The following is a 24,884-nucleotide window of genomic DNA, read 5'->3' on the forward strand; positions in this document are numbered from 1 at the left end:
TTTAGCCGCACACGTTTTGCCCCGGCATTTCCCCTGCGGCTCTGGCGGCGACATTCACACGGGTATGGCGGACGATGCGGCTCGCGGTGCGGGCAGGCCCATCAGACATGTTTGGCCGGCGGTGGGGCGGACGGTGCGCAGCCGCGCCCGCTGCTCCCACCTGGCGAAAATATTCATGCGGCGCGGGCAGGCGGCCCGCGCGCAGGCGGGTCCTGGTGCGACAGTAGCCGCCATGCGCGCGAGCGGGCGGCAAACTCGTGGGACGCAACGGCCAACAGACATGACGTAACGACAAAACAGCCAATCGGGAAAACTCTTGAATACAGTTCACGCATCCAGACCACAACGCACCCGGCTGCCCGATTTTTCCGGGCGCATGCTGACGCTGCCCGACGGGCAGGAGTCCTGGCGGCGTATGGGCGACGGAGAGGACGCGCTGGTATTGGGGCTTGGACCCGGCTGCCCGTGGCAAACGCCTCTCGCGGCGGACGCGCGGACTGTCTACTGGCTTGAGCATGCCCCAACCCTGCAGGCCTTGCCGCCTCTGGAGCAAAGGAGCGGAGCGGGCCTGCCCCCCCATTGGCGGCAGGTGTCCGCGGATGGGGCCGTGGCCCTGGCCGGGCGTTGCGCCTGCTATTTTTATGGCCCCGGCATGCGTCTGGCTCCGGAGTTCTGGGGGCCGCTGCTGGGGCGCGTGGACGCCGCACGGCTGGAAGCTGCCGCGCTGGCGGAAGAGGCGGCAGAAAACGACGGCCTTGCCCATGGCGCGCCTGACGGGGCCGCTGCATCCGGTCTGAAGTGTCCAGCGTCACGCGCCATGGGTCAAAAATCGCACGGGGCTGTGCTGCTGCCGGGGCATGACGGCCAGTTGCTCCATCAGGAATTGCGTCAGGCCCTGACGGCCTGCGGGCTGGACCCTGTTTTGCCGGTGCCGGATGAATGGCAAACACGCGCAGATATGCACGCCACCTGGCGTGAACTATTTTGTCAGGGCAAGCCGCGCCTGCTGTTGTCCGTGAATCTGCGCGGGCTGGACGCCGAGGGACGGATGTTCCATCTCTGCCGGGACATGGGCGTGCCTGTGGCCCTGTGGCTGGTGGACAATCCCTGGCACGTGCTGTCCGCCTTGCGATTGCCCTGGTGGCGCGAGGCCCGCATCTTTGTGACGGACGCCTCCTTCATTGCCGAACTCGCGGCGGCCGGGGCGCAGCATGTGCACCATCTGCCGCTGGCGGTGGCTCCGCATATGTGGCGCGCGCGGGAGTCCAAGCCTGCTGCGCCGGAAAAGGCTGAACCGCTCTTTGTGGGGCGCTCCGCCTTTCCGCAGAAGGAACGTTTTTTTGCGGCGGCCAGTGTGCCGGAAAGCCTTCAGAGTGAAGCGCTGGCACTGCTTGAGAACAATGAAGCGCCCTCAGGCGGTCCCAATTATTTCTGGTGGCGACATCGGCTGGGAGGAGCGGCCTGGCCCGGTTCCGCCGCGCGCGGGGCGGGGCTTGGAGCGGAAATCTGCGCCCGCGCCAACCGCGCCCGGTGGCTGCGGATTCTGCTGGAGGGCAGGGCGGGCAAATGCGACGGAACAGGCGGGGAGGAGCGCCCGCCGTTGCGGATCGTCGGTGACGCGGGGTGGAAGGCCCTGCTGCCCGGCGCGGATGTTCTGCCCCCGGTGGATTACTATGCGGCCCTGCCCCAATGGTATGCCCGCGCGGTGACGCTTAACGTCACCAGCCTGCTTTTGCCGCACAGCCTGAGCCAGCGCCATTTTGACGTCTGGGCAGCAGGCGGGGTGCTGCTCAGTGACGCCACGTCCGGGTTGGACATATTTGCCCCGGATATTGCTGATGCCATTCGCCTTGACCGGCCCGAAGATTTTTGGCCGCGCTGGGATGCCCTGCGCTCCCGGCCCGCGTATGCGCATGATCTGCGGCGGACCTGGCGTGAACACCTGCGGCAGGCCCATGAGTACACGCACCGGGTGCGCCGCGTCTGCGAATTGGCTGGAATTGAGATCGCGGCTGCTGATCAGGACATTTTACGGTGAAAATGCCCGCGTTGGCTGTAGTGCCGGTGACCTGACCGAGGCATGACTGCGAGACGGGCTGTAATGCGCGTGGTGCGTGTTTGCAGAGTTTGCGACAGGGTTGATACGTGCGCGCGGGCGCAAAGCACTTGACAGTAGTGCGCGTATTGCCTATTGCTTTCTTCCTGCGATGTTTCCAATCGTGGGGAAGTAGCTCAGCTGGGAGAGCATCGCCTTCGCAAGGCGGGGGTCGAGGGTTCAAATCCCTTCTTCTCCACCATAATATCAAGGGGTTACCTGATTACAGGTAGCCCCTCTTTCTTTTTCCCAACACCATTCCCAATACGCCTGCTAGAGCAGATTAACTTTGAAATGCTTCACATTTCAAAGTTTTCATTCAGCCGAAAAATGCGATTTGCGGTAGCCGTTAGCGGTTCTTTGCCGCTTACGGATAGCGACAGCCATCAGTAGACTGTCCGTTCAATTAACCAATTGCTGTCTTTGCGGCAGCCGTTGCTTTAGCCGTTGTGACGCAGGAAGCTACGGATAAAGACGGCAATGAGTTACGCAAAAATCTTACTCAAAGAGTCGCTGTCGTTATCCGTAAGCCGCTGACGCTGCAACGGCTAACGCGCCCGCAGGGCTTACGGATGGCGACAGCGATTGTATGGGACAAGCCGTGTCGTTACGCATGCTGTCTTCAAGCGTAGTTTCCTGCGTCACAACGCTTTAAGCCTGCGTCACAACGCTTGAAGCATCCGTAGCTTCCTTCGTCGCAACGGCTAAAGCTCGGCTGAATCCACGCCACGTTGTGGCGCGCTGCACTTTCGTGCAGCGTTAGAGCATTTACACTTTTTCAAAGTTAAAATGCTCTAGGTAGTGTCTACACGAATTTTGTGTTATAAGAGAGCACCACATACGGAGGGTGTTCTCATGAAAAACGTACAGCGGCGACATGACTTATCCGATGAAGCTTGGGCTCTTCTGGAACCTCACCTGCCTGGACAAAGCGGGCAATGGGGTGGAATAGCAAAAGACAACCGTTTGTTTATCAACGCCGTTTTTTGGATATTGCGCACAGGAGCGCCATGGCGCGACTTGCCTCCTGAATACGGGAGATGGGGAACTGTGCATCAGCGATTCATCCGTTGGCGCGATAAGCGAATATGGGAAAGACTCCTCGAAATACTGATTGATGAGCCTGACTTTGAATGGCTGATGATTGACGCCAGTCACTGCAAGGTTCACCCTCATGCCGCCGGAGCCAGGGGCGGCAACCAAGGGATGGAGCGTACTAAAGGGGGCTCAATAGTAAAATACATTTGGCCGTGGATGCGCATGGTATGCCGGTCAGAGTTATTGTTACAGCGGGTACCACAGCGGATTGCACCCAAGCCACAGCCTTGATCGACGGCATTGCCGCTCAATTTCTTTTGGCGGATCGGGGCTATGACACAAACGAACTCATTGGCAAAGCGCTTGAGTCGGATTGCGAAGTCGTTATTCCGCCCAAAAAGAGTCGCAAGGAACAGCGCAGCTATGACAAGCATATCTATCGCGTCCGTCACCTGGTAGAGAATGCTTTTCTACACCTTAAGAGGTGGCGAGGAATTGCTACCAGGTATACAAAAACACTCGCAGCATTCGCAGCCGCCGTGCAAATACGGTGCATTGCTCTGTGGCTGAAACTTTTATCATAACTCGTGTAGACACTATCTAAAAACAGAAACAATCAGTAAAAAGCCTCGCGGTGGTACTGACAGCATGATTTTGCCTGCACGGACAGGCTCTTCAGCAATGGCATCGGCTCAGAAGACTTTTCCCGCTCCATCGAAAAAGAATTGCCCCCCTGCGGTGTCCAGGACAGAACTGGCCTGGATCACAGGAGGGGCTATTTCTGTAAGGAGAGGGGGCCCCATTGTTCGGACAGGTGTGAGCGCTTTTTTTAGCTTTCCTTTGCCGCCGCCCCAGGATGACCTTTTCAAGATTTAAATCAGCAACTGGCCGCCGCAGTCTGGCATTTTTCTTATTCTGCCCTTTAACTTATTAGGTCCCCCAGTTTTTGGGGGACAAGTCAATCTATCAAGACTCATTAAAAAATTCTTTACAAAATATTAACGGGGAGATAAAAATGCAATATAATGAAAATGAAATCCATTTTTAATTGTTACTGGTACAGTTTAATAGGCACTTGCGCTCAGTAGTAAGATTTCATCTTTTGCGCAACGGTGATGAGATAGCTGCATCAAAAGCAGGAAAGCAGATAGTATACCATGAAATTCGCTAAAGTTCCTTCTACATCTGGGGTAGTTTGCTATTCCCGGCAATCCGCCAGGCTGAATCTTTTTTGTTTTCCTTATGCAGGAGGAAGCGCCTCCGTATTTAGGACGTGGCAAGCGGATCTTCCCGAATGGGTGGCTGTTTGCGCGGTTCAACCTCCGGGTCGGGAAAACCGTATCAGGGAAGCTGCCATTGGCAATGTGAATGCACTGGTGGATGAATTACTGCCGTCAATCCTCGCGTTCGCGGATATTCCTTTTGCATTCCTGGGGTATAGTACCGGCGCCCTGGTGGCGTTTGAAATGGCGCGCAGATTGCGCAAAAAGGCAATGCCCTTGCCTATGATTCTTGGCGTAGCTGCGGCGCGGGCGCCACATATTCCCGAACCCAACCCGCTCCACCATTTGCCGGAGGATGAACTCATAGAGGGCTTGCGACGATTTTCCGGCACACCCGAAGAGATACTGCAAAACAAGGATCTCATGGATTTGTATTTGCCCATACTGAGATCCGATCTGGCAATTGAAGAACTGTACGAACATATTGAGGAAGAGCCGCTGGATATTGATGTGCTGGCATTTTATGGCAGCGATGACGATGAGGCCCCTCGGTCAGTTGTGGAGCCGTGGAAAAAGCATACAGGGCGTAACTTCTATCTTCATGAGATTGATGGCGGCCATTTTTTTATACGAACGGCCACGGATCGTTTTTTGTCCCATTTGACCGGAGCGCTTAACCGCGTGGCCAGCGACGGTTTGAGCAAAATGAGGGGGAGAGTTTGAAGGACGTAACGCTCTTTTCAGCTGAAGATGCGGCAAAATATGAATCTCTCGGATGCTGGGAACGGCTTTCTCTCGGAGAGCATCTGGATTGTCTTGCGCAAGCTCACCCTGACAGGCATGCCCTGATTTTCGGTAGCGACCGATTCACTTACGAAGATCTCAGGCTGGAAGCGGACAGGCTCGCGGGCGCATTGTTGCAAAAAGGCATACAGCCCGGAGACTTCATTGCCGTTCAGCTCCCCAATTCTTCTCTTTTTGTGATCCTTAGTTTTGCCTTGTTCAAGATTGGAGCCATACCGATCTACATTATGCCGGCTCACAGAGAGATTGAGTTGAGCGGGATTTTTCAAAAAGCGAAACCCAAGGCATATGTCGTCTGCAAACGCTACCTCGGATTCCAGTATGAAGAGATGGTGCAGCGCCTGCAGCAGAACAATTCGAGTATAGAAATAGTTCTTTTCGCAGACCCGGACGCTGATTTTTATGCGGACAATGGTTTGATTTCAGATGTAGCTGTGACCGTTGCCGCCCCATCAAGCAGAAGTCTTGCGCTATTTTTACTTTCCGGCGGGACTACGGGAACTCCAAAGCTTATTCCGAGAACCCATGCCGATTATGCTTACAATGCAAAGGCTTCGGCAGAACGTTGTAAGCTTGATGAGGATTCTGTCTACCTTACCGTTCTACCCGCAGGACACAACTTCCCTCTTGGCTGCCCTGGTCTGCTCGGGACGTTATTGAAGGGGGGCAAAGTGGTGATGGCTGCCACGTCAAGCCCGGATGAAGTATTTCCCCTCATTGAGCAGGAGCAGGTGACGGTTACGGCATTGGTACCCGCTCTGGTGAATCTCTGGCTGAAGGCACTGAGTTGGAACGAATCAGACATTTCAAGCCTTAAACTGTTACAGGTCGGCGGCTCGCCTCTTGATCGGGGGCTGGCCGAAAGGGTCACCTCGGAGTTGGGGTGCACCTTGCAGCAGGTGTTTGGAACTGCAGAAGGCTTTGAGTCATACACTTCTCTTGATGATCCTCAGGACGTCATTTGGGATACACAGGGCAAACCCCTCAGCCCTTTTGATGATGTGAAAATAGTTGATAATGACGGAAAGATTCTTGGTCCGGGCGCGGTTGGGGAGCTGTACATCAAAGGCCCTTACAGCATTCGCGGCTATTACAATGAAGACGAGCAGAACCTGAAGAGTTTTACAGCAGACGGGTATTACAAAAGTGGGGATTTGGCGACATTTACCCCCTGCGGGAACCTCAAGGTCACCGGCAGGATAAAGGAACAAATCAATAGGGCCGGAGAAAAGATAGCGGCGGCTGAAGTGGAATCATATTTAAATGCGTTTCCCGGTGTTGAATCTTCGGCGGTGATTGCTGTTCCGGATGAAAAGCTGGGAGAAAGGATTGGCGCAGTTATACGTTCCGATATGGAGCTTTCTCTGAAGCATGTGCATGACTTTTTTCGCGAGTTGGGGGTAGCTCAGTACAAGTTTCCAGATCAGCTGGAGCGGGTCACGAAGTGGCCACTCACGGGCGTGGGAAAAATAGATAAAAAGGAACTGTTAAGGCTGTTTGGCAAAAGGACGGCTTGATGGCGCACTGTGGTTAATGTGAGGCTGGGCCATGTGAAACGGCTGAAAGAGTGTGAAAGCGCAGTGTATAATTGCTCATATAACTGTCGCATGGGAAGTGGGTGCCGTGGATGATGTTTCAGGGGATATTGAGGAAATGCTGATGGACATGCCATTGTATTATGTCATGCGTATGGCTTGTGCCCATGCAGAAATTATTACATTGCAGGAAGTTGGTCAGAGGGCACTGACTGAACAGGAAGCCAGATCATGAAAATAGTGGGACAGCAAGGCCAATTTCTTCGCTTGGCAATACTTTTGGGCGGCCTGTACACAACACAAATGCTCGCTCCTGCATTCATGACGAACGTTACATCGTTGATATTGCGTGATGCGGGTGAAAGTCTGCAAAAAATCAGCTGGTTGTATACTATCAGCATGATCTGGTCAGCCAATTTTCTTTGGGCGCCAATAGTGGACCGTTTCGGTTCTTCCCGCTTTGGTCATTATCGCAGCTGGATATTGGTTATGCAGGTGCTGCTTTTTGTCATCCTGCTGATGACGGCATTTTTTCCGCCTCTGGAAAATTTTAGCATGTTGCTTCTACTGTTCGCTCTTGCTGCGCTGGTATCTTCCACTCAGGACATTGCCACGGACGCCCTTGGGGTTCGGCTGCTGCGCCCTGAACAGCGAGGAATCGGCAACAGCATTCAGGCCGGGGGCAATCTTGTGGGCGGTATTCTGGGGGGAGGCATTATGCTTGTCTCCTATAAATGGCTGGGCTGGCAGGCCTGCCTGCTTTTGCTTTCAGCCTGCGTTTTTTTGGCGCTGTTTCCCGTGATCAGCCTGCATGAGCCTCCTTCGGCCCCCAAACAAAACCATGCCGGGTATGGCAGCCTTTTGCGTTTTTTCAGGCGCCCGCGTGTGCTGCTGTGGGTCGCTATTCTGCTGGTTTTTCGCATGATTGGCATGGTCGCATACAGCCTGCTTGGCCCGCTGCTCGTGGATATGGGCTGGGGGCTGGCTGATATCGGGGTGGCCATGTACCTCCTGGGCCCCATCTTTGGCTTGCTCGGGGCAGCTTGCGCGGGCTGGTTTACAATCCGGGTTGACCGAAAACGCGTGGCCCAGTTGAGCATGGTTTTCACTGCGCTGGCTGTTGCAGGCATGTTTCTGCCCGCAAATCACCATGCAGACGGGTTTATCGTCTATGGTATTATATTTTTTCTCCACGGTTCATACGGGTTCAGCTGCACGGTACTCTACACGTTGATTATGGACAAATGCGACCCTGCGTCGGCCGGTACGGATTTTTCCTTGCAGATGGCATTAACGGGCGCAGGTATGCTTTTGGCAGTTAATCTCGCGCTACATGCTGTGGAACACATCGGGTACAGCGGCGTACTCTTTGCCTGCCTGATTGCGACGCTTGTTTTTATGGCTTTGATACAAATGTATCACGGTTTTGAAGGGGGCAGGGCGGATGTCACACCCACTGAGGTTACGGTTTGATGCAATGCCTTGGGCAATCCTGAATCCTTTTTTCCGACAGTAAATGATGCGCAGGGGCACCATGAGCAGGCTTTTTAATCTTTGCGCGTGACCAATATATGTCCTGTTCTGGCGATTCTTGGCGAATTGATTCAAAAGCGGCAAAGCCTCGCTAACGGCTACCACAAATCGCATTTTTCGGCAGTATGACACCTTTTAAATGTGAAGCATTTCAAAGGCAATCTATTTTAGAGGCATGCTGCGCCAGCAGTCTCTTTATTCAATGTCGTTTTGTGGAAATTATCCTGGGTAGTAAACGAATGTTACCATTTTATTCTCGTTTTGTGCGGGCATGACATTGTGGCCATGTGCTTGCCGCGTTACTTACAGCTTTTTTGAGGTGGTTGAAATGACAAAGGGCAACACCAGCAAGAACATCCCCTGCAATTCAGAAAATCCGGCATATCAGCTTGTGCGCAGGCAGATAATGGAAGAATTGCCAGTTTCCTCGGAATTCAAAGATGATGATGATTTGATTTCTCTGGGGTTGGATTCCTTGAAAGTCATGAACCTCGTTGGAGCATGGCGCAAAAGCGGGAAAAATGTCCGTTTTGCCCAGCTTATGGAAAAGCCAACGCTGGAAGCTTGGTGGGCATTGTTGACATCATTGCAGCCTCCTGCCAGTGCCCCCGTGGACTCTCTGCCTGCCAGCCCAAGTCTCCCGGATCAGCCCTTTCCGCTGACTGACGTGCAGTACGCCTACTGGATAGGCAGACGCGACGATAGCCCCCTGGGTGGAGTGGGTTGCCACGCGTACCTGGAGTTTGACGGTGAGAATATGGACCCCGTTCGACTGGAGGCCGCGTGGCATGATTTGATACGGCACCATGCCATGCTCAGAACGTGGTTTCTGGAGGACGGAACGCAACAGGTGAAACCTGTAAAAGCGCTTCCAGCCCTGCCTGTTCACGATTTTCGCGGTTGCTTTTCCGACGGCATCTGCCAGGAATTGCACGGTGTAAGAGAGCGCCTTTCCCACCGGCGGTTGCATGTGGAAGAAGGGGAGGTTTTCAATATCGAGCTGAGCCTTTTACCTGACGGGCAAACGCGGCTGCACCTGGGTGTCGACCTTCTGGCTGCCGATGTAAAAAGCCTGCAGATTATCATTCGTGACCTTGCTGCTCTTTATGCGGGCGATACTTTGCCAGCGGAGCGTTCAGCCTGGCGGTTCTCAAATTATCTGGCGCAAGAACAGGCCCGAGTCAGGGGCGAGTTGGAAAAAGCCGCTGAGTACTGGCAAGGACGGCTTGACAGTTTGCCGGCAGCCCCAGGTCTGCCTCTTGCCCTGAACCCGGAAATGTTGTCCCGTCCCCAATTTACCAGAAGAACCCATACGATATCCCTTGCGAGTTGGGAGCGAATAAAAAATGGTGCGGCCGCTCACGGCATAACGCCAGCCATGGTTTTGCTGACGGCTTACGCAGAAATTCTGGACAGGTGGAGTGACACTTCCCGGTTTCTCATAAATATTCCGCTGTTCGACAGGCGCTCCGATGCCGAAGGCATTGAAGATGCCGTGGCGGATTTTACCAACTTGCTGCTTCTTGAGGTAGATTTTTCTTCTCCTCGCACCTTTCTTGAAAACCTTGAAGCCATTCAGCGGCAGTTTCATTGTGATGTTTCCCATTCCGCTTACTCCGGCGTGCAGGTTCAGCGTGATCTTGCCCGGCAGGAGCCCGGCAAGAGAATGTTTGCGCCTGTGGTATTCGCGTGCAATCTGGGCATTCCGCTTGTAGATGAGAAATGCCAGAAAATTCTGGGCAATTTTTCCTATATGATTTCCCAGACGCCTCAGGTCTGGCTGGATTTTCAAATATATGAAACAGCAGAGGGTATCCTGCTGGCATGGGATGCGGTGGATGCTCTTTTTCCGGAAAATCTGGTTCAGAAAATGCTTTCCTCTTACGCCATGCTTGTGGAGTGGCTGGCGGCCAATATGGGAGCATGGGCCCAGCCGGCGGATAGAGCCTTTGATGGCCGAGGCCTGTTCAGGGAGTACGGTGTGCTCATGCCGCCCCTGCAAGAAGCACGACCAATCCATGCCGGATTTTTTGAGCAGGCGGCAGCGGCGCCTGACAGCATTGCGTTGATACAGGGAGATACAGGAAGAGAAGTAACCTACGGTGTTCTCAGGGATAACGCGTTGCGCATAGCCGGAGAGTTAAAGGCGCAAGGTGTAGGCCCTGGAACTCCAGTGGCTGTGACAATGCCGCGAGGTATAGAGCAGATAGCAGCCGTGTTGGGCATTCTGGCCGTCGGAGGCTGCTATGTCCCCATCAGCCCGGAACAGCCAGAGGTTCGCAGGCAGCAGATTTGTAAAAAGGCATCCATCTCCCATGTGCTGACCAGCAGAGATCTGGCTTCCGCAGCCAATGGAGAAGTTCAAACAGTTTTCGTAGAGCAGGCCTTGACTTGCGCCCCATTGGCTGAACCGGAAATGCCCAGTGTTCACTCCCTGGCGTACATTATCTTCACGTCTGGTTCCACCGGCCAACCCAAGGGGGTGGAAATCACCCATTCCGGAGCATGGCAGACAATTTCTGAAGTCAACAGAAGGTACACCGTCACCGCTGAAGACAGAGGATTGGCTGTTTCAGCGTTGGACTTCGACCTTTCCGTGTATGACATTTTCGGCCTGCTGGGTGTCGGCGGCAGCCTTGTCCTGCTGAACGATGCGGGGCGAAGAGATGCTGATCTCTGGTTTGAGCTGGTGTGCCGTTACCATGTCACTCTGTGGAATTCCGTCCCAATTTTGTTTGAAATGCTTATGGTCGTCGCAGAAAGCCACACGCCTGCGTTGCTCCCGTTGCGGTTGGTTATGCTCTCGGGCGACTGGATCGGCATGGATATCCCTGCCCGATTGGAGCGTACCACGAGCATGGGGCGTTTGGTGGCTATGGGAGGGGCGACAGAAGCCTCTATCTGGTCAAATGTGTTTGATGTCGCCTTGCCGCTTCCCGAGCATTGGACATCCATTCCTTACGGCAAGCCGCTTGCTGGACAGGCTTTTCGCGTGGTGGACAGCAAAGGCAGAGACTGCCCGGATCTAGTGCCTGGCGAACTGTGGATTGGTGGTTCCGGAGTTGCCCGGGGCTATTGCGCAGAACCTGATCTGACGGCACGGAGCTTTGTGAACTGGAATGGTGGTCGCTGGTATCGAACTGGTGATATGGGCAGATATTTGCCGGATGGAAACCTGGAATTTCTGGGAAGAAAGGACTTTCAGGTTAAGATCAGAGGGCATCGCATTGAACTGGGGGAAATTGAGACAGTTCTTGCCCGCTGCCCCGGCGTAAAAAGCGCTGTGGTGAATACCGTTGAACTTCCGGGAAAGGGGAACAGGCTGGTTGGATATTGCATTCCCGACCCACAGGAGCGGTCACTGCTGTTTGATGTTGAAACTGCATCCATTGAAGATCGGTTCAATAGCGCCAATGCGATCAAACAGGCGGGCAGCTTGCGGAGCGCCCAAATGCCTGAACCTGAGATTATTGCAGCTTTTACACAGTTTTGGCAAGGATTGGAGATTCTCAGTATTCCGGTGATGTGCAGTTCCCTCGCACGGCTTGGGGTCTTCACCGAACCTGGGGAATGCTGGGATCTGAACAGAATCATGACCCGGTGCCGCGTTCGTGAGGGATTTTCCAAGCTTTTGGGACAGTGGCTTAATGTTCTGGTGGATGAGAACCTTTTGGTCAGAGAAGCTTCTGGTGGATTCCGCAATACGGTCCCTTTCCCCAGCGATCTGGCGCAGGAGTTCTGGCAGGAGCTTGAAGTCAATGCGGCGAAGCACCCTGAAGCTACAACCCTGTGGTCTTTTTTCAAGAATTGCATTCACAAGCATGTCGATCTTTTCCGGGGAGAGACCAGCCCTCTGGAATTACTGTTCCCTGAAGGAGGGTGGCATATCGCGGAGAGCCTGTATCAATCCAACCCCATTGCAAATTATTACAATCGGATAGTTGGAGATATCGTGGCGGCGCTTGTTGCGGCTTCTCCGGGCAAAGAGCCATTCCGCATTATTGAGGTGGGCGCTGGTACCGGCGGCACCACTGCATCCGTCCTTCCACTGCTGCCCTCTGAACGCACATGGTATGAGTACACGGACATTACCCCGTTTTTCTCAAATCATGCGCGCGACAAGTTCAAAACATTTCCTTTTGTCTCGTTCAATACCTTCGACATCAATCAAGCCCCCGAAGAGCAGGGATATGCAAAACACAGTTATAATCTGGTGGTTGCTGTCAATGTTCTTCACGATGCCCGGCATATAGGTGAAACTCTGAAGCATTTGAAGACGCTTCTGGCACCGGGAGGCTGGCTGATCATTCTTGAAGGAACCCGCAACATCCGGGTCCAGATGATCAGCGTGGGGTTCATAGAAGGCTTCAGCCACTTTGAGGACCAGCGGCTTCATGACAACCTGCCGCTGCTGTCGCTGGCGCAATGGCAAAACGAGTTGGAGGTCGCGGGGTTTGAACCTGTTTGTGCGTTTCCCGAAGGCGAGAACCCGCTGGGGCAAGCCTTTTTTGAACAGAGGGTCATCACTGCCCAAGCTCCTTTGACTGTGGAGCGGTTTCGCAAACATCACCTGGAAGGTTTTCTTCGGAAAAAGCTTCCAGAGTATATGTGTCCGTCCTTTTGGGTGCCCGTTGACGCATGGCCGTTGAACCGCAACGGAAAGGTTGATCGGGATGCTCTGCCAGCCCCCTTTGTCAAAAGCGATCAGGCTGGCGAAGGGGGGCAAAAGGCTCCGGCATCTGAGCTTGAAAGGGCTATAGCCGATATCTGGAGCACGGCTCTCGCCTCCGACGAAATCGGGCTTTTCGACAATTTTTTTGAAGTCGGCGGCGATTCTCTCATCGCTACAAAACTGACAGCTCTGGTACGTGAACGCCTGAACGTCCCTCTCCCATTGGGGAAATTTTTTGAAAACCCCACTGTGGCCCAATTGGCAGCTTACGTCCTTTGTCAGCGAGGTGATGCGGCTTCAACGGCCATAGATGCCGTTTTGCCCGAAATAGAACCGGATTCTGAAGCGTTGCATGAGCCGTTTCCTCTTACGGATATCCAACAGGCCTACTGGATTGGCCGCACGGGTGCTTATGCCCTGGGTAACGTTTCCGCGTATTGTTATTTTGAAATTGAAAGTCATAATCTTTTTCTTGATCGCCTGGCCTATGCCTGGAACCGGTTGGTGCGGCATCACGGCATGATGCGGGCCGTTGTTCTTCCTGGGGGGAGTCGGCAGCAGATTCTCGCTCATACTCCCGAATTTGTGATTCCCGTTGAAGACCTTAGCGAAGTTTCGCCTGACGAATGCGCGAAAAGGCTCGGAGATATACGCGCCGCCATGTCCCATCAGGTGATCTCCACAGATGTATGGCCGCTATTCGACCTGCGGGCCACGCTCTATGGCGATCAGGGGCAGGTGCGCCTGCACATGGGGTTTGACAATCTTGCTTTTGACGGTTGGAGCATGTTTCACATTTTAAATGAGTGGGCGAGGCTCTATCACTGCCCCGATGCTGATTTGCCTGCGCAAGGGCTGTCATTCAGGGACTATGTTCTGGCCGTCTCCGAACTTGAAAACTCAGATTTTTTTAACAGGGACAAGGCGTATTGGCTTGAACGCCTGGCAGACCTGCCGCCGGCACCAGATCTGCCCTTGGCTCAAAGCCCCGAGACAATGGAAACACAACGGTTTGAGCGCCTTGAATTCAAACTGGATGCAGATGACTGGACGCAGCTGAAAAACCGGGCTTCCCAACGCAATCTGACCCCTTCGGGCCTGCTGCTGGCCATTTTTTCCGAAGTGCTGGCCTTCTGGAGTAAAAGCCCGCGTTTTTCCATCAACCTTACGCTGTTCAACCGATTCCCACTGCACAAACAGGTTAATGAAATTGTTGGCGATTTTACTTCATTGACACTGCTGGAGGTGGACAGGGGCGCCGGAACCACCTTTGAGGACAGGGCTGCCCGGCTGCAGCAGCAATTGTGGGACGACCTTGATCATCCTTATTTCAGCGGCGTTCGGGTTATCCGCGAATATGCCCGCATGCACGGAAGGGGCCAGGGTGGCGGCATGCCCGTGGTTTTTACAAGTGCGCTGGGTGTGGAAACTCTCGAAGACAGCAAGGGAATAGGCGATATCATCTACAGCATCAGCCAGACCCCGCAAGTCTGGCTGGACCATCAGGTCATGGAACGGCAAGGCGCGTTGCTGCTGAACTGGGATTTTGTAAAGGATCTGTTCCCGGACGAAATGGTGCCGCAGATGTTCCACGCCTATTGTGGCCTGATCGCATCGCTGGCAGAGGATGAAGCCTTCTGGGGCAAGGCTAAGTTTGACTTGCTCCCTGCCGTTCAAAAGGAAAAACGCAAGGTTTTGCCGGAGGCGGAAAGCACGGGCGAGCTGTTGCATACGGGATTTGTCCGACATGCTTTGCTGCACCCTGAAGCCACTTCCCTGATTTTTGGGGAAACCATTTTGACGTATGGGGAATTGTTTGACCTTGCACTGCAGATTGGTGACATGCTGCTGGAAAAAGAATGCAGCCCCAATACACTGGTGGCTGTGATTATGGACAAGGGATGGGCGCAGATTGCAGGGGTACTGGGTGTTTTGTTCTCCGGCGCCGCGTATCTTCCCATTGACCCGGAAACCCCTCGGGAGCGGCTTGAGTTTCTTCTTGCAAACGGGGAAGTGCGTGTCGTCCTTACCAGCTCAGACCTCGTCTCCAAAATTACGTGGCCCGAAGGGGTTTCGTGCATTGCCGCCGACAGCGTGGCTGTGTCCGGGGAACCTGTTCGACCCATCGAGCAACGTCAGCAGCCCGACGACCTTGCTTATGTGATCTATACGTCTGGCTCAACCGGGCGGCCCAAAGGCGTGATGATCGACCATAGAGGAGCTGTAAACACAATTCTGGACATCAACAGCCGGTTTGCCGTGACCTCAAAAGACCGGGTGCTCGCCCTTTCCAATCTTCATTTTGATCTGTCAGTGTATGACATTTTCGGCCTGTTGGCCGTGGGAGCATCCATTGTGGTGCCGCAGCCGGAAAAACGTCGTGAGCCGTCCCATTGGGCTGACCTTGTCAATCGGCACGGGGTCACCATGTGGAACACCGTACCGGCGCTGATGCAGATGTTTAGCGAATATCTTTCAGACCATAGCTTGAAGGTTGCTCTACGCCTGACCCTTCTTAGCGGAGACTGGATACCTCTGGACCTGCCGGACAGGATACGGAATATCGCCCACAATTGTGAAATCATCAGCCTGGGCGGCGCAACGGAAGCCTCCATATGGTCTGTCCTGCATACTATCGAAACAGTCGCTCCGGAGTGGAAAAGCATCCCCTACGGCCGGTCCATGAAAAACCAGAAAGTTCGTGTGCTGAATAGCTTTATGGACGAATGCCCCGACTGGGTTCCCGGCCCGATTTATATAGAAGGCATCGGCCTGGCGCAGGGGTACTGGAAGGACAACGAAAAGACGGCAAAGAGCTTTCTGGTTCGCCCGGATACAGGGGAAAGGCTTTATCGCACTGGTGACCTGGGCTGCTATCTGCCCGATGGAAGCCTCCGTATTCTGGGCAGAGAAGATTTTCAGGTAAAAATCAATGGGCACAGGGTGGAACTTGGGGAGATAGAGGCTCGGCTGAACCAGCATAGCGGTATCCGGGAGGCTGTCGTTACTCTGGACAGTTCGCAGAACCGGGCGAAACTGAATGCCTTTTTGGTGCTGGAACCAGGTTTTTCATATAACCCCGAAGAATTGAAAATCTATCTGGCGAAGGCTCTCCCCAATTATATGATTCCTTCTGTAATGGTGCCGATTGAAACTCTTCCTCTGACTTCAAACGGGAAAGTCGATCGTAAGCTTCTACAGAATATGAAGGTAAATGTAGAGGAAAAAAGTTGCAATACGGTGTTTCAGAAAACAGAAACAGAAAAGCGTATTGCATCTATCATCAAAAATGTCGCTCAAATAGAGATTGTTGGCCTTCAGGAAAACTTTTTTGATCTTGGGGTGGACTCGTTACAGCTCGTGCGCATCCAGTCAAAGATTGAAAAAGAGTTTTCAAAACATATTGATATTGTTGATTTTTTTAAATTTCCAACAGTGCTTTCCCTGAGCTCTCACATAGGTGAAAAGCACGCGCAACACACAGAAATTCAACAGGTAGAAAATCGATCCCATATGCGAAAGAAGCTCCGTAAACATCGGGCAAGCCAAAGGTAATATCAATGGTATGACGTGGTTTTTCACGGAGTTGCAATATCTGTTTTACAGTTGAAAATCCTTGATGGCGAATGTTATTGCGCGCAAACGCCGTTTGTTTTGAAGCCATTGCTCTCCTGCATCATAAAGAAGAAGGAACAACGGAATGGATACTTCAGATAAAGTGGAAAAAATTGCTGTCATTGGTATGGCTTGCCGATTTCCTGGTGCGGCTGGTGTGCAGGAATTCTGGCAGAACCTACGCCATGGCAAGGAATCAATAACGGAATTTGAAGACAACGACATTCTGGCTGCTGGCGTTGACGCGGAAATACTCAATAATCCGCTCTATGTAAAAAAAGGGTTCATTCTGGAAGATGAGGACAAGTTTGATGCCGCTTTTTTCGGGTATTCGCCCACAGAAGCGGAACTCATGGACCCGCAGCACCGCCTTTTTCTGGAAACTGCCTGGCACACCTTTGAAGATGCCGGCTATTCCCCTGAAAACTTCCCGGGGGATGTCGGCATCTTTGCCGGCTCACGACTCAGCACCTATCTGCTCAACCAGATGCCCTCGGGGACTGTTGCACTCAACCTGCCGGGCTTTCAGACCTTGCTGGGAAATGACAAGGATTATCTGACCTCCAGAGTAGCATACAAGATGAATCTCAAGGGGCCATGCATCACTGTGCAGACGGCCTGCTCATCGTCTCTGGTCGCGGTTCATATGGCATGCGAAAGTCTGCTTTCCGGCGGTTGCGATATGGCTTTGGCAGGGGGCGTTGCTTTAACCGTGCCGCAAAAAGTGGGCTATTTGTTCCAGCAGGGCATGGTGTTGTCTCAAGACGGACATTGCCGCGCTTTTGATGCCAACGCTACAGGGCTGGTGCCGGGAAACGGCGTTGGCGCTGTGCTGCTCAAGCGGCTGGATGAAGCCATTGAAGACCGCGACAACATTCATGCCGTGATACTGGGGTCAGCCATTAATAACGATGGTTCGCGCAAAGCGGGGTATACCGCCCCCAGCGTGGCAGGGCAGAGCAAGGTTATTTGCGAGGCACTGGACATCGCGGGCGTCGAAAAGGATACGATAACATATATAGAGACGCACGGCACTGGCACCGCACTCGGCGACCCGGTGGAAATAGAGGCTCTTGCGCTGGGGTATGGTAAAAAATGCGGCCATGAGACCCCCTGCGCCATCGGGTCGGTCAAAACCAATATTGGTCATCTGGATACGGCAGCGGGCGTGGCAAGCCTCATAAAGACCATTCTGGCTCTGAAGAACGCGGAATTGCCGCCCAGTTTGAATTTCACATCGCCCAACTCCCATATTGATTTTGGAAAAACACGCTTTTATGTCAACACTGCGCTTTCTGAGTGGAAGAAAAATAGCTCCCCAAGGCGGGCCGGGGTCAGTTCCTTCGGTTTTGGCGGCACCAACGCCCACATGATTCTGGAAGAAGCGCCTGAGCGGCCAGCTGTTGCATCCGTGGGCGCAAACCACCTGCTTGCTCTTTCCGCCAAAAGCGAGGAGGCGTTGCGGGAGCATATTCAGCAATTTTGCCAAGGGCTGGATAAAGAAGGTGAGTCCTCCTTGCCAGCGGTATGCTTGACTGCCGGTGTGGGAAGAAGCCACTTCCCCTTCCGTGCCGCCGCGATAGGCAAGAGCGTGGGGGAACTCAAGGCCGGCCTGAGCGCATTTTTGGCCAAAGAACTTCCTGGGCGGGCTTGCGCCAGGGCTGCTAAGGCCGACAGGGCCGTGCTCGTGTTTCCCGGAGCGGAAGGCTGGACGCATGGCATGGGGCGGGAACTTTTTTCCCGGTTTCCTGCTTTTGCCAGAGAATTTGAGTACTGCGGCAATCTGTTTCGAGAAATCTGCGGGCTTTCACCGATGGAGAGCCTTTTGGGGATGCCTGTTCAGGTCGCAGAAATCCGTGCTCTTGTTTTTGCCCTTGAGTATTCCCTGGGCTCCATGTGGCGCGGTTGGGGAGCCTCGGCGGATAAGATGCTGGGCGTCGGTGTTGGCGAATATGTCGCGGCCTGCCTTGCGGGCGTGTTCAGTCTTGAAGACGGTATACGGCTTTTGAGCGGAGCCCCGGCTGACGGCATCCGATTTTCGCTCCCGCGGGTTGCCCTGTTGTCTGCGACGACGGGGAAAGAACTGGAAGGCGACACTGTTGCCAGCGCTGCCTTCTGGTCTGCCCCCAAGGCTGATGATGCGGATCTTTTGGGCATGGATGCCGCCGGAGAAGACGGGTTGGCCGTGGTGCTTGGCCCCGGCAAACGGCATAGTCCGAAGAATGCCTGCACAAGCGCCGCCAACGGGCTGCACGTTGAAATGGATGAAGAACGCTATGTTCTTGACTGCTTGCAGGAATGGTATCTCAGTGGATTTACAGTAGATTGGGCGGCATTCTATAAGGACAGGCCTGCCTGCCGGGTATCAATGCCGGGGTATCCCTTCCAGAAAAAGCGCTACTGGTTTGACGGTAACCGGAAGAAAATAATCGATGACCATGCGCTCCCCCAGCAGCGCGGGTGGGAAAAGAATTTGCCTTTTTCCGGGTGCAAGCTGGATTGCGCGCCCCTGATTTTTCAATTTCGTGTGGAGCCGCATGACTGCCCATCAATAAAGGAGCATCGGGTACACGGCATTGCTATGGTGCCCGCAGGGGCGTGGTGGGAAATGCTGTTGTCTTCAGGGGCCATGCTGTTTGACGGGCGGGCTGCGGTCATCAAGGATCTGATGCTTCATCGCCCGCTGCTGATGCGGGAGGGCCGTGGCCCCCTGGTGCAAATCGTTTTTGAGCAGAAAGCGGCGGGGATGTTCTCCTTTACCGCGTTCAGTGACGATGCCGGAACAGGGGAAAGCCGGGCATGGCATCAGCATATGACAGGCCGTCTGATGCCCTCTTTTGAAACAGAGGATGCCCCGGAGCCCCCCCTGGACTGCTGCCGCGAACATTGCGGTCCCCCCCTGAATGTGGCTGACTTTAAAGAAAAGCTCGCGCAAACGGACTATGTTTCAGAACATACATGGAACTGGTGGACGTTTACCGAGATCAGGGTCAGTGAACACGAGGCATTGTCCAGAGTTTCCTTTACCGCTGCCTTTATGAGAGAAGCCTGCCGCTTCGCCCGCCACCCTTCGCTTATCGATCCCTGCCTTCAGACGCTTCTGGCGATTCCCCTGAATGAAAATCCGGAACTGTTGGACCAAAAGGCCTTTATGCCGATCCGTTTCGGCAATGTGCTCTTTTTGAGCCAGCCTTCGGAAGAAATGTACTGCCATACAGCCATTCGCCCTGGCGGTTCATGGCGGGATGACGATTTCACGGCGGATTTTCATCTGTTTGCCCCGGATGGGCACCTGATTGCGGCGGTTGAAGGGGTAGAAATGAAAAACACCCATCTTCCGGAAAACGCCCATAACGACGCATACACCGTGCAATGGCAAGTACAGGCTCCCGTTGCGGAACGGACTTCCGTGGCCGGTGATGAATGTTGGCTTGTCATCGGGAATAATAAGAATGTCGCGGAGCAACTTTGTTCCCTCATTCTGGAGTCTGGGCATGAAGCGACGGCATTGCCGGATGAACTGCATTGCGGGGCAGGAATGTCCGAACTTCTTGCCGAACGCCTTTCCGTCCGAAAGGGAATGAACGTCAACATTATCCTCCTGCAGGAGACAAGTGCCCTGCGAGAAGATGTTGACCCGGCTGAAGCGGCAGTGGAAGGGCAGGTAAAGGCTGTTTCACTTCTTCAGACAATCAAGGCGTCCCGTGCTGCGGTCGCGCGCTTTTGCGTGGTGACGTGCGGCGCGGTTGCTGTTTTGCCGGAAGATTCCATTGCCCCGCATATGGCCCCCTTGTGGGGATTTTGCCGTGTTGCGGCACAGGAGCACCCGGACATGGGCTTTTCCCTCGTTGACCTCGCTTCCGGCTGGGAGGGACAGACCGGATCTGTCAGGCTGCTGTGGGACACGTTGCGTCATCAAGGGAATGAATCGGAAACGGCCCTGCGTAACAATCAGGTCTATGTTCCCCGTCTCCGTCGGCTGGTGCGGCCAGCGCGTGCTGGAAGCGGCGATTGCCAGGACGAGCTGGACGGCACTTTTCTGGTCACTGGCGGACTTGGCGGCGTGGGGCTCAGAACCGCCGCATGGCTTGCGGAACAGGGGGCCCGGCGCATCGTTCTGATGGGGAGGAATGACCCTGACAATGTGGCGCAAAAGACAATTGACAAACTGGCGGATTCCGGCGCCCAGATTATTGTGCGGAAAGGCGATGTCGCTTGCGGGGAATCACTTGCCGCTGTTTTGGATGAAATTCGGGCTGCCGTTCCCCCCCTCAAGGGTGTTTTTCACCTTGCCGGTGTGGTTGAACAGAGCCTCCTGCTTGAGCAAAGCACGGAGAATATAAAAGAAAAAATGTCGGCCAAGGTCGAGGGCGCCTGGAACCTCCATCGTCTTACGGTGGCTGATCCGCTGGAATTTTTTGTGCTTTTCTCATCTTTGTCCACGCTCATGGGGGGGCCTGGCAGCGGAAATTATGCGGCGGCCAATATTTTTCTTGATGCACTGGCCCATTTTCGGAGCCGGCAGGGCCTGCCCGCCCTGAGCGTCAATTGGGGGCCGTTTTCTGAAGTCGGAATGCTGGCTGACGACACGCAGGGGCATCTGGCCCGTAAGCAAATGGGTATCCATTCCTTTTTACCGGCGCAGGCTTTGTCCCGCATGGCCGACCATTGGACATGCGCCCATCCGCAGGTGTGCATCGCTCATGTGGACTGGGATGCCTATGTCGCCGGACTGGGGGAAAATGTGCCCCCGCTGTTCTCTTGCCTCGCAACGGCACCGTCCCGTGAACCTGAGCAGGCAAAGAGCGCTGACGCTGTGATTCTTGACGGAATAATGGCCGGGAGCGAAGAGCAGCGGGAAAAGCTGCTGACGCAATTCCTTACCGCGCATGTGGCGGAGCTGCTCGGTCTGGACATTGAGGAAGTGCCGGGAGACGCGGATTTTATTCAACTGGGGATGGATTCACTAATTTTTATTAATCTTTCAAGCGTATTGAGCAAGAAGCTGAACGTCAGGGTGACATCTCACGAATTTTCTCAATTCTCCACAGTGGGGCAGCTGGCCCGGCATATTATGGGCGGGTTAAATACACAAAAAGGGAATGATGGTGCCAAAGTTGATGTTTCCGAATGCTTTGTTCTGCACGCTGACCCCGAAAACCGGTTTGAACCTTTTGACCTGACGGACATCCAGCAAGCCTACTGGGTGGGGCGCAGCGGCATGCTGGGCATGGGGCGTATTTCTTGCCACGGGTATAGTGAATACGACTTTGATGATCTGGACCCCGAGCGTTTTCAAAAGGCCTGGAGGAGCCTGATCCAGAGGCACGAGATGCTGCGGGCCGTCGTGCAGCCGGAGGGGCGTCAGAAGATACTTGAAACAGTGCCTGACTTTGTCATTCCCATATACAATCTGGCGGGTCTGGGAGATCACGCTGCCGGGGATCGTCTGGCGGAAGTTCGCAGCGAAATGTCGCACCAGATATTTGCATCAGACCAGTGGCCGTTGTTTGATGTCCGCATATCACGGCTGGGCGGCGTTCACAGCATAGTTCACATGAGTATGGATTTTCTTTTGACCGACGCCCACAGTATGAGAAATCTGTTTGAGGAGCTTTGGCACTACTATAACAATCCCGACGTGCCTCTGCCTGCACTGACCCTTTCTTTCAGGGACTATGTGCTGTCGGAAAAGAGCTTCCGCGATTCTCCTGTTTATCAGGCCTCCCGGCAGTACTGGATGGAGCGGCTGGATACTCTTCCCGGCGCGCCGGAACTGCCAACGGTAAAGACGCTTGAGGACGTTGATTCCCCGGTGTTCGTCCGGCGGCGGGCTCTTTTGGAGGCCGCTGGTTGGAAGAAGGTGAAAAACAGAGCCTCCACGGCCGGTGTTACACCCTCGGGCATTCTTATGGCCGCCTACGCGGAAGTTTTGGCGGTATGGAGCAAATCTTCCCATTTCTGCATCAACATAACCTTGTTCAATCGCTTGCCTGTTCATGAGCAAATAAATGATATATTTGGTGATTTTACTTCGTTGACGTTTCTGGAAGTGGACATGCCGGAAGGCGCCGGCTTCGAAGCCCGAGCCCGGCATATCCAGAACCAGATGCTGCGAGACATGGAACATCGCTGGTTCAGCGGGGTTCAGGTTTTACGGGAGTTGGGCAAGAAGGCCCCAGGAAACCGTGTGAACATCATGCCTGTAGTTTTTACGAGCAACCTGATTGCAGGCATGGGCGGGAAGGACACGGGGCCTTTGGGAAAGGCTGGGAAAATCCGCCATGGTGTGAGCCAGACCCCGCAAGTGTGGCTGGACCTTCAGGTGCATGAAGACGGGGGCGATCTTGTCATATTCTGGGATGCCCTTGAGGAAATTTTTCCGGGGAACGTCCTTGAAGACATGTTTCATGCCTTTGTGGCCCTGCTGGAGAGATTGGCCGACGACCCCGCCGTATGGGATGCCGTTTATATTCCTCTGGTTCCGCAATCGCAGCTTGACGTTCGCGCACGCATGAATGATACGGGGCAACCTGTGGAACCATGCCTGTTGCATGAGCTGTTTACACGCCAATGCCGGGCTTGCCCGGAAAAAGAAGCTGTAGTGGCCGCTGGGCGCACGATGAGCTACGCCGAAGTTGCCGGGCATTCCGATGTGCTGGCCCGCGAGCTTCGTCAGAAAGGCGCGGTGCCGGATTCTCTGGTGGCTGTGGTTATGGAAAAGGGATGGGAGCAGGTTGTCGCGGTGCTGGCCATTCTGAAATCCGGTGCCGCCTATCTGCCTATTGCTCCCGACACGCCGAAAAAACGCCTGGAGTTTATGCTGATGAGCAGCAATGTGACTCTGGTGCTCACGCAGCCCGGCATAAGCGAGAAGGTCTGCTGGCCGGAAGGCGTTGAAATCAGGGTTGTGGAGCAGATCTCAGGGGAGGGTATCGCCCCTGCGCCTCTGGAGTCCGTTCAAACGCCCGATCAACTAGCCTATGTCATTTTTACCTCCGGCTCCACAGGGCAGCCCAAAGGCGTCATGATTGACCACAAAGGCGCCGTAAATACCATTACTGACATTAACGAGCGTTTTGCTGTCGGGCCGGATGACAGAGTTCTCGCGTTATCGAAATTGAATTTCGATTTGTCTGTGTATGACATCTTCGGAATACTGGCGGCCGGGGGAACCGTCATCATGCCTGACCCGTCCGCTGACCGCGAACCTGCGCGCTGGATGCAACTGCTGCGTGATCATCGGGTTACCCTCTGGAATTCAGTGCCGGCGCTGATGCAGATGCTCGTGACCTATGCAGCAGAGCGGAAGGAGAATCTTTTACCTTCTGTCCGGCTGGCCTTGCTCAGTGGGGACTGGATTCCCACGGACCTGCCCCAAAAAATCCGCGGCACGATGCCTGATGTCGAGTTGGTGAGCCTTGGCGGGGCAACAGAGGCTTCCATCTGGTCCATTCTTTTCCCCATTCAGGAGGATGCTGCGCGGTGGCCCAGCATTCCCTACGGGCATCCAATGAAAAATCAGCGTTTTCATGTGCTTGATGCCCAGTTGATGCCCTGCCCGGACTGGGTTGTGGGCGAGATGTACATAGGGGGAGCAGGGCTTGCCAAGGGCTACTGGCAGGACAGGGAAAAAACCGACGATCACTTCATCCTGCACCCTCTCACGCATGAGCGGCTCTATCGTACAGGCGACATGGGGTATTACCGGCCGGACGGCAACATCATGTTTATGGGCAGAGAGGATTTTCAGGTAAAAATCGGCGGCCATCGCATAGAGCTGGGTGAAATTGAGGCGACGGCCAGACAGCTTCCGGTAGTTAGGGATTGCGCCGTCACCGTCATGCGCGGGCAGAATGATGCGCGTCTTCTGGTCGGGCATATGGTTCCGCAGCCGGGAAGCATCCTCTCCGCGTCCACTGTTCAGGCTTATCTGGCGGAACGTCTTCCTGCCTATATGGTGCCAACCTATTATTCCTTTTCTGACAAACTGCCCCTGACTGCCAACGGAAAAGTAGACCTCCAGGCTCTTTCTCAGTCAGAGGTGGAAACGGGTGCTCAGGCCCAGAGGGATGAGCACCCGGATACTGGTATTGAGGAAGAACTGGCGGAAATTTTCGCCAACGTGCTGCAAGTCAATACTGTGGGTATGCACGACTCGTTTTTCATTCTGGGAGGCGACTCCCTGACGGCCATACGGATAGTCAACAAAATAAAGGCCAGGTTCAATATAGACCTCTCCATTGCGTCCCTCCTGGAGGCGGGCACCGTTTTTAAAACAGCCAGTCTTCTGATGGAACAAGGCTTGGCGGTTGATGCGGTGGATGATTTTGAAGAAGGCGCATTTATCATTCAGTGAAAAACTGAAG

General features: G+C 54.2%; 9 protein-coding genes and 1 tRNA gene. 9 read left to right on the plus strand and 1 reads right to left on the minus strand.

Annotated features, from left to right (window positions below):
• Window positions 1-316: 316 nt before the first annotated feature.
• Together ACZ5DH_RS00900 and ACZ5DH_RS00905 are read left to right on the plus strand one after the other, a co-directional pair.
• The gene (locus tag ACZ5DH_RS00900) at window positions 317-2,038 is read left to right on the plus strand and encodes a glycosyltransferase family protein (protein WP_464255298.1); all 1,722 of its coding nucleotides are present in this window, start codon (window positions 317-319) and stop codon (window positions 2,036-2,038) included.
• A 183-nt stretch (window positions 2,039-2,221) separates the two neighbouring features.
• A tRNA-Ala gene (locus tag ACZ5DH_RS00905) sits at window positions 2,222-2,297 on the plus strand.
• A gap of 317 nt (window positions 2,298-2,614) precedes the next feature.
• Here ACZ5DH_RS00905 and ACZ5DH_RS00910 read toward each other — a convergent pair.
• Entirely contained in the window at window positions 2,615-2,740 is a 126-nt protein-coding gene (locus tag ACZ5DH_RS00910; protein WP_464254819.1) for a hypothetical protein, read from the minus strand.
• A 210-nt stretch (window positions 2,741-2,950) separates the two neighbouring features.
• Between ACZ5DH_RS00910 and ACZ5DH_RS00915 the strand changes: the two genes are divergently transcribed.
• The 7 genes from ACZ5DH_RS00915 (at window position 2,951) to ACZ5DH_RS00945 (ending at window position 24,874) form a co-directional block, all read left to right on the plus strand.
• A protein-coding gene (locus ACZ5DH_RS00915; protein ID WP_464255299.1) for an IS5 family transposase occupies window positions 2,951-3,717 on the plus strand; the annotation gives its coding sequence in 2 pieces (ribosomal slippage) (window positions 2,951-3,323 and window positions 3,323-3,717; 768 coding nt in all).
• 573 nt (window positions 3,718-4,290) lie between these two features.
• Window positions 4,291-5,079, plus strand: coding sequence for a thioesterase II family protein (locus ACZ5DH_RS00920; RefSeq protein ID WP_464255300.1), 789 nt, complete (start codon window positions 4,291-4,293; stop codon window positions 5,077-5,079).
• Window positions 5,076-6,677, plus strand: a complete 1,602-nt coding sequence (locus tag ACZ5DH_RS00925; RefSeq protein ID WP_464255301.1) for a (2,3-dihydroxybenzoyl)adenylate synthase — start codon at window positions 5,076-5,078, stop codon at window positions 6,675-6,677. The genes ACZ5DH_RS00920 and ACZ5DH_RS00925 overlap by 4 nt, the downstream gene beginning before the upstream one ends.
• Before the next feature lie 106 nt (window positions 6,678-6,783).
• On the plus strand, window positions 6,784-6,930 hold the full coding sequence (locus ACZ5DH_RS00930) for a hypothetical protein (protein ID WP_464255302.1): 147 nt from the start codon (window positions 6,784-6,786) through the stop codon (window positions 6,928-6,930).
• Between the two features lie 86 nt (window positions 6,931-7,016).
• Window positions 7,017-8,168, plus strand: a complete 1,152-nt coding sequence (locus ACZ5DH_RS00935; RefSeq protein ID WP_464255303.1) for an MFS transporter — start codon at window positions 7,017-7,019, stop codon at window positions 8,166-8,168.
• A 388-nt stretch (window positions 8,169-8,556) separates the two neighbouring features.
• Window positions 8,557-16,455 (plus strand): amino acid adenylation domain-containing protein, encoded by a 7,899-nt coding sequence (locus ACZ5DH_RS00940; RefSeq protein ID WP_464255304.1) that lies wholly within the window; start codon window positions 8,557-8,559, stop codon window positions 16,453-16,455.
• A gap of 145 nt (window positions 16,456-16,600) precedes the next feature.
• A complete protein-coding gene (locus tag ACZ5DH_RS00945) occupies window positions 16,601-24,874 on the plus strand; it encodes an amino acid adenylation domain-containing protein (protein ID WP_464255305.1) in 8,274 nt (2,757 codons plus the stop codon).
• Window positions 24,875-24,884 lie beyond the last annotated feature (10 nt).

It is taken from the genome of Desulfovibrio simplex, from assembly GCF_055387835.1.

Bases quoted from the DNA above. Each gene is read 5' to 3' on its own strand.
- ACZ5DH_RS00945 (WP_464255305.1), top strand. From the start codon at position 16,601: ATGGATACTTCAGATAAAGTGGAAAAAATTGCTGTCATTGGTATGGCT.
- ACZ5DH_RS00935 (WP_464255303.1), top strand. From the start codon at position 7,017: ATGACGAACGTTACATCGTTGATATTGCGTGATGCGGGTGAAAGTCTG.
- ACZ5DH_RS00940 (WP_464255304.1), top strand. From the start codon at position 8,557: ATGACAAAGGGCAACACCAGCAAGAACATCCCCTGCAATTCAGAAAAT.
- ACZ5DH_RS00920 (WP_464255300.1), top strand. From the start codon at position 4,291: ATGAAATTCGCTAAAGTTCCTTCTACATCTGGGGTAGTTTGCTATTCC.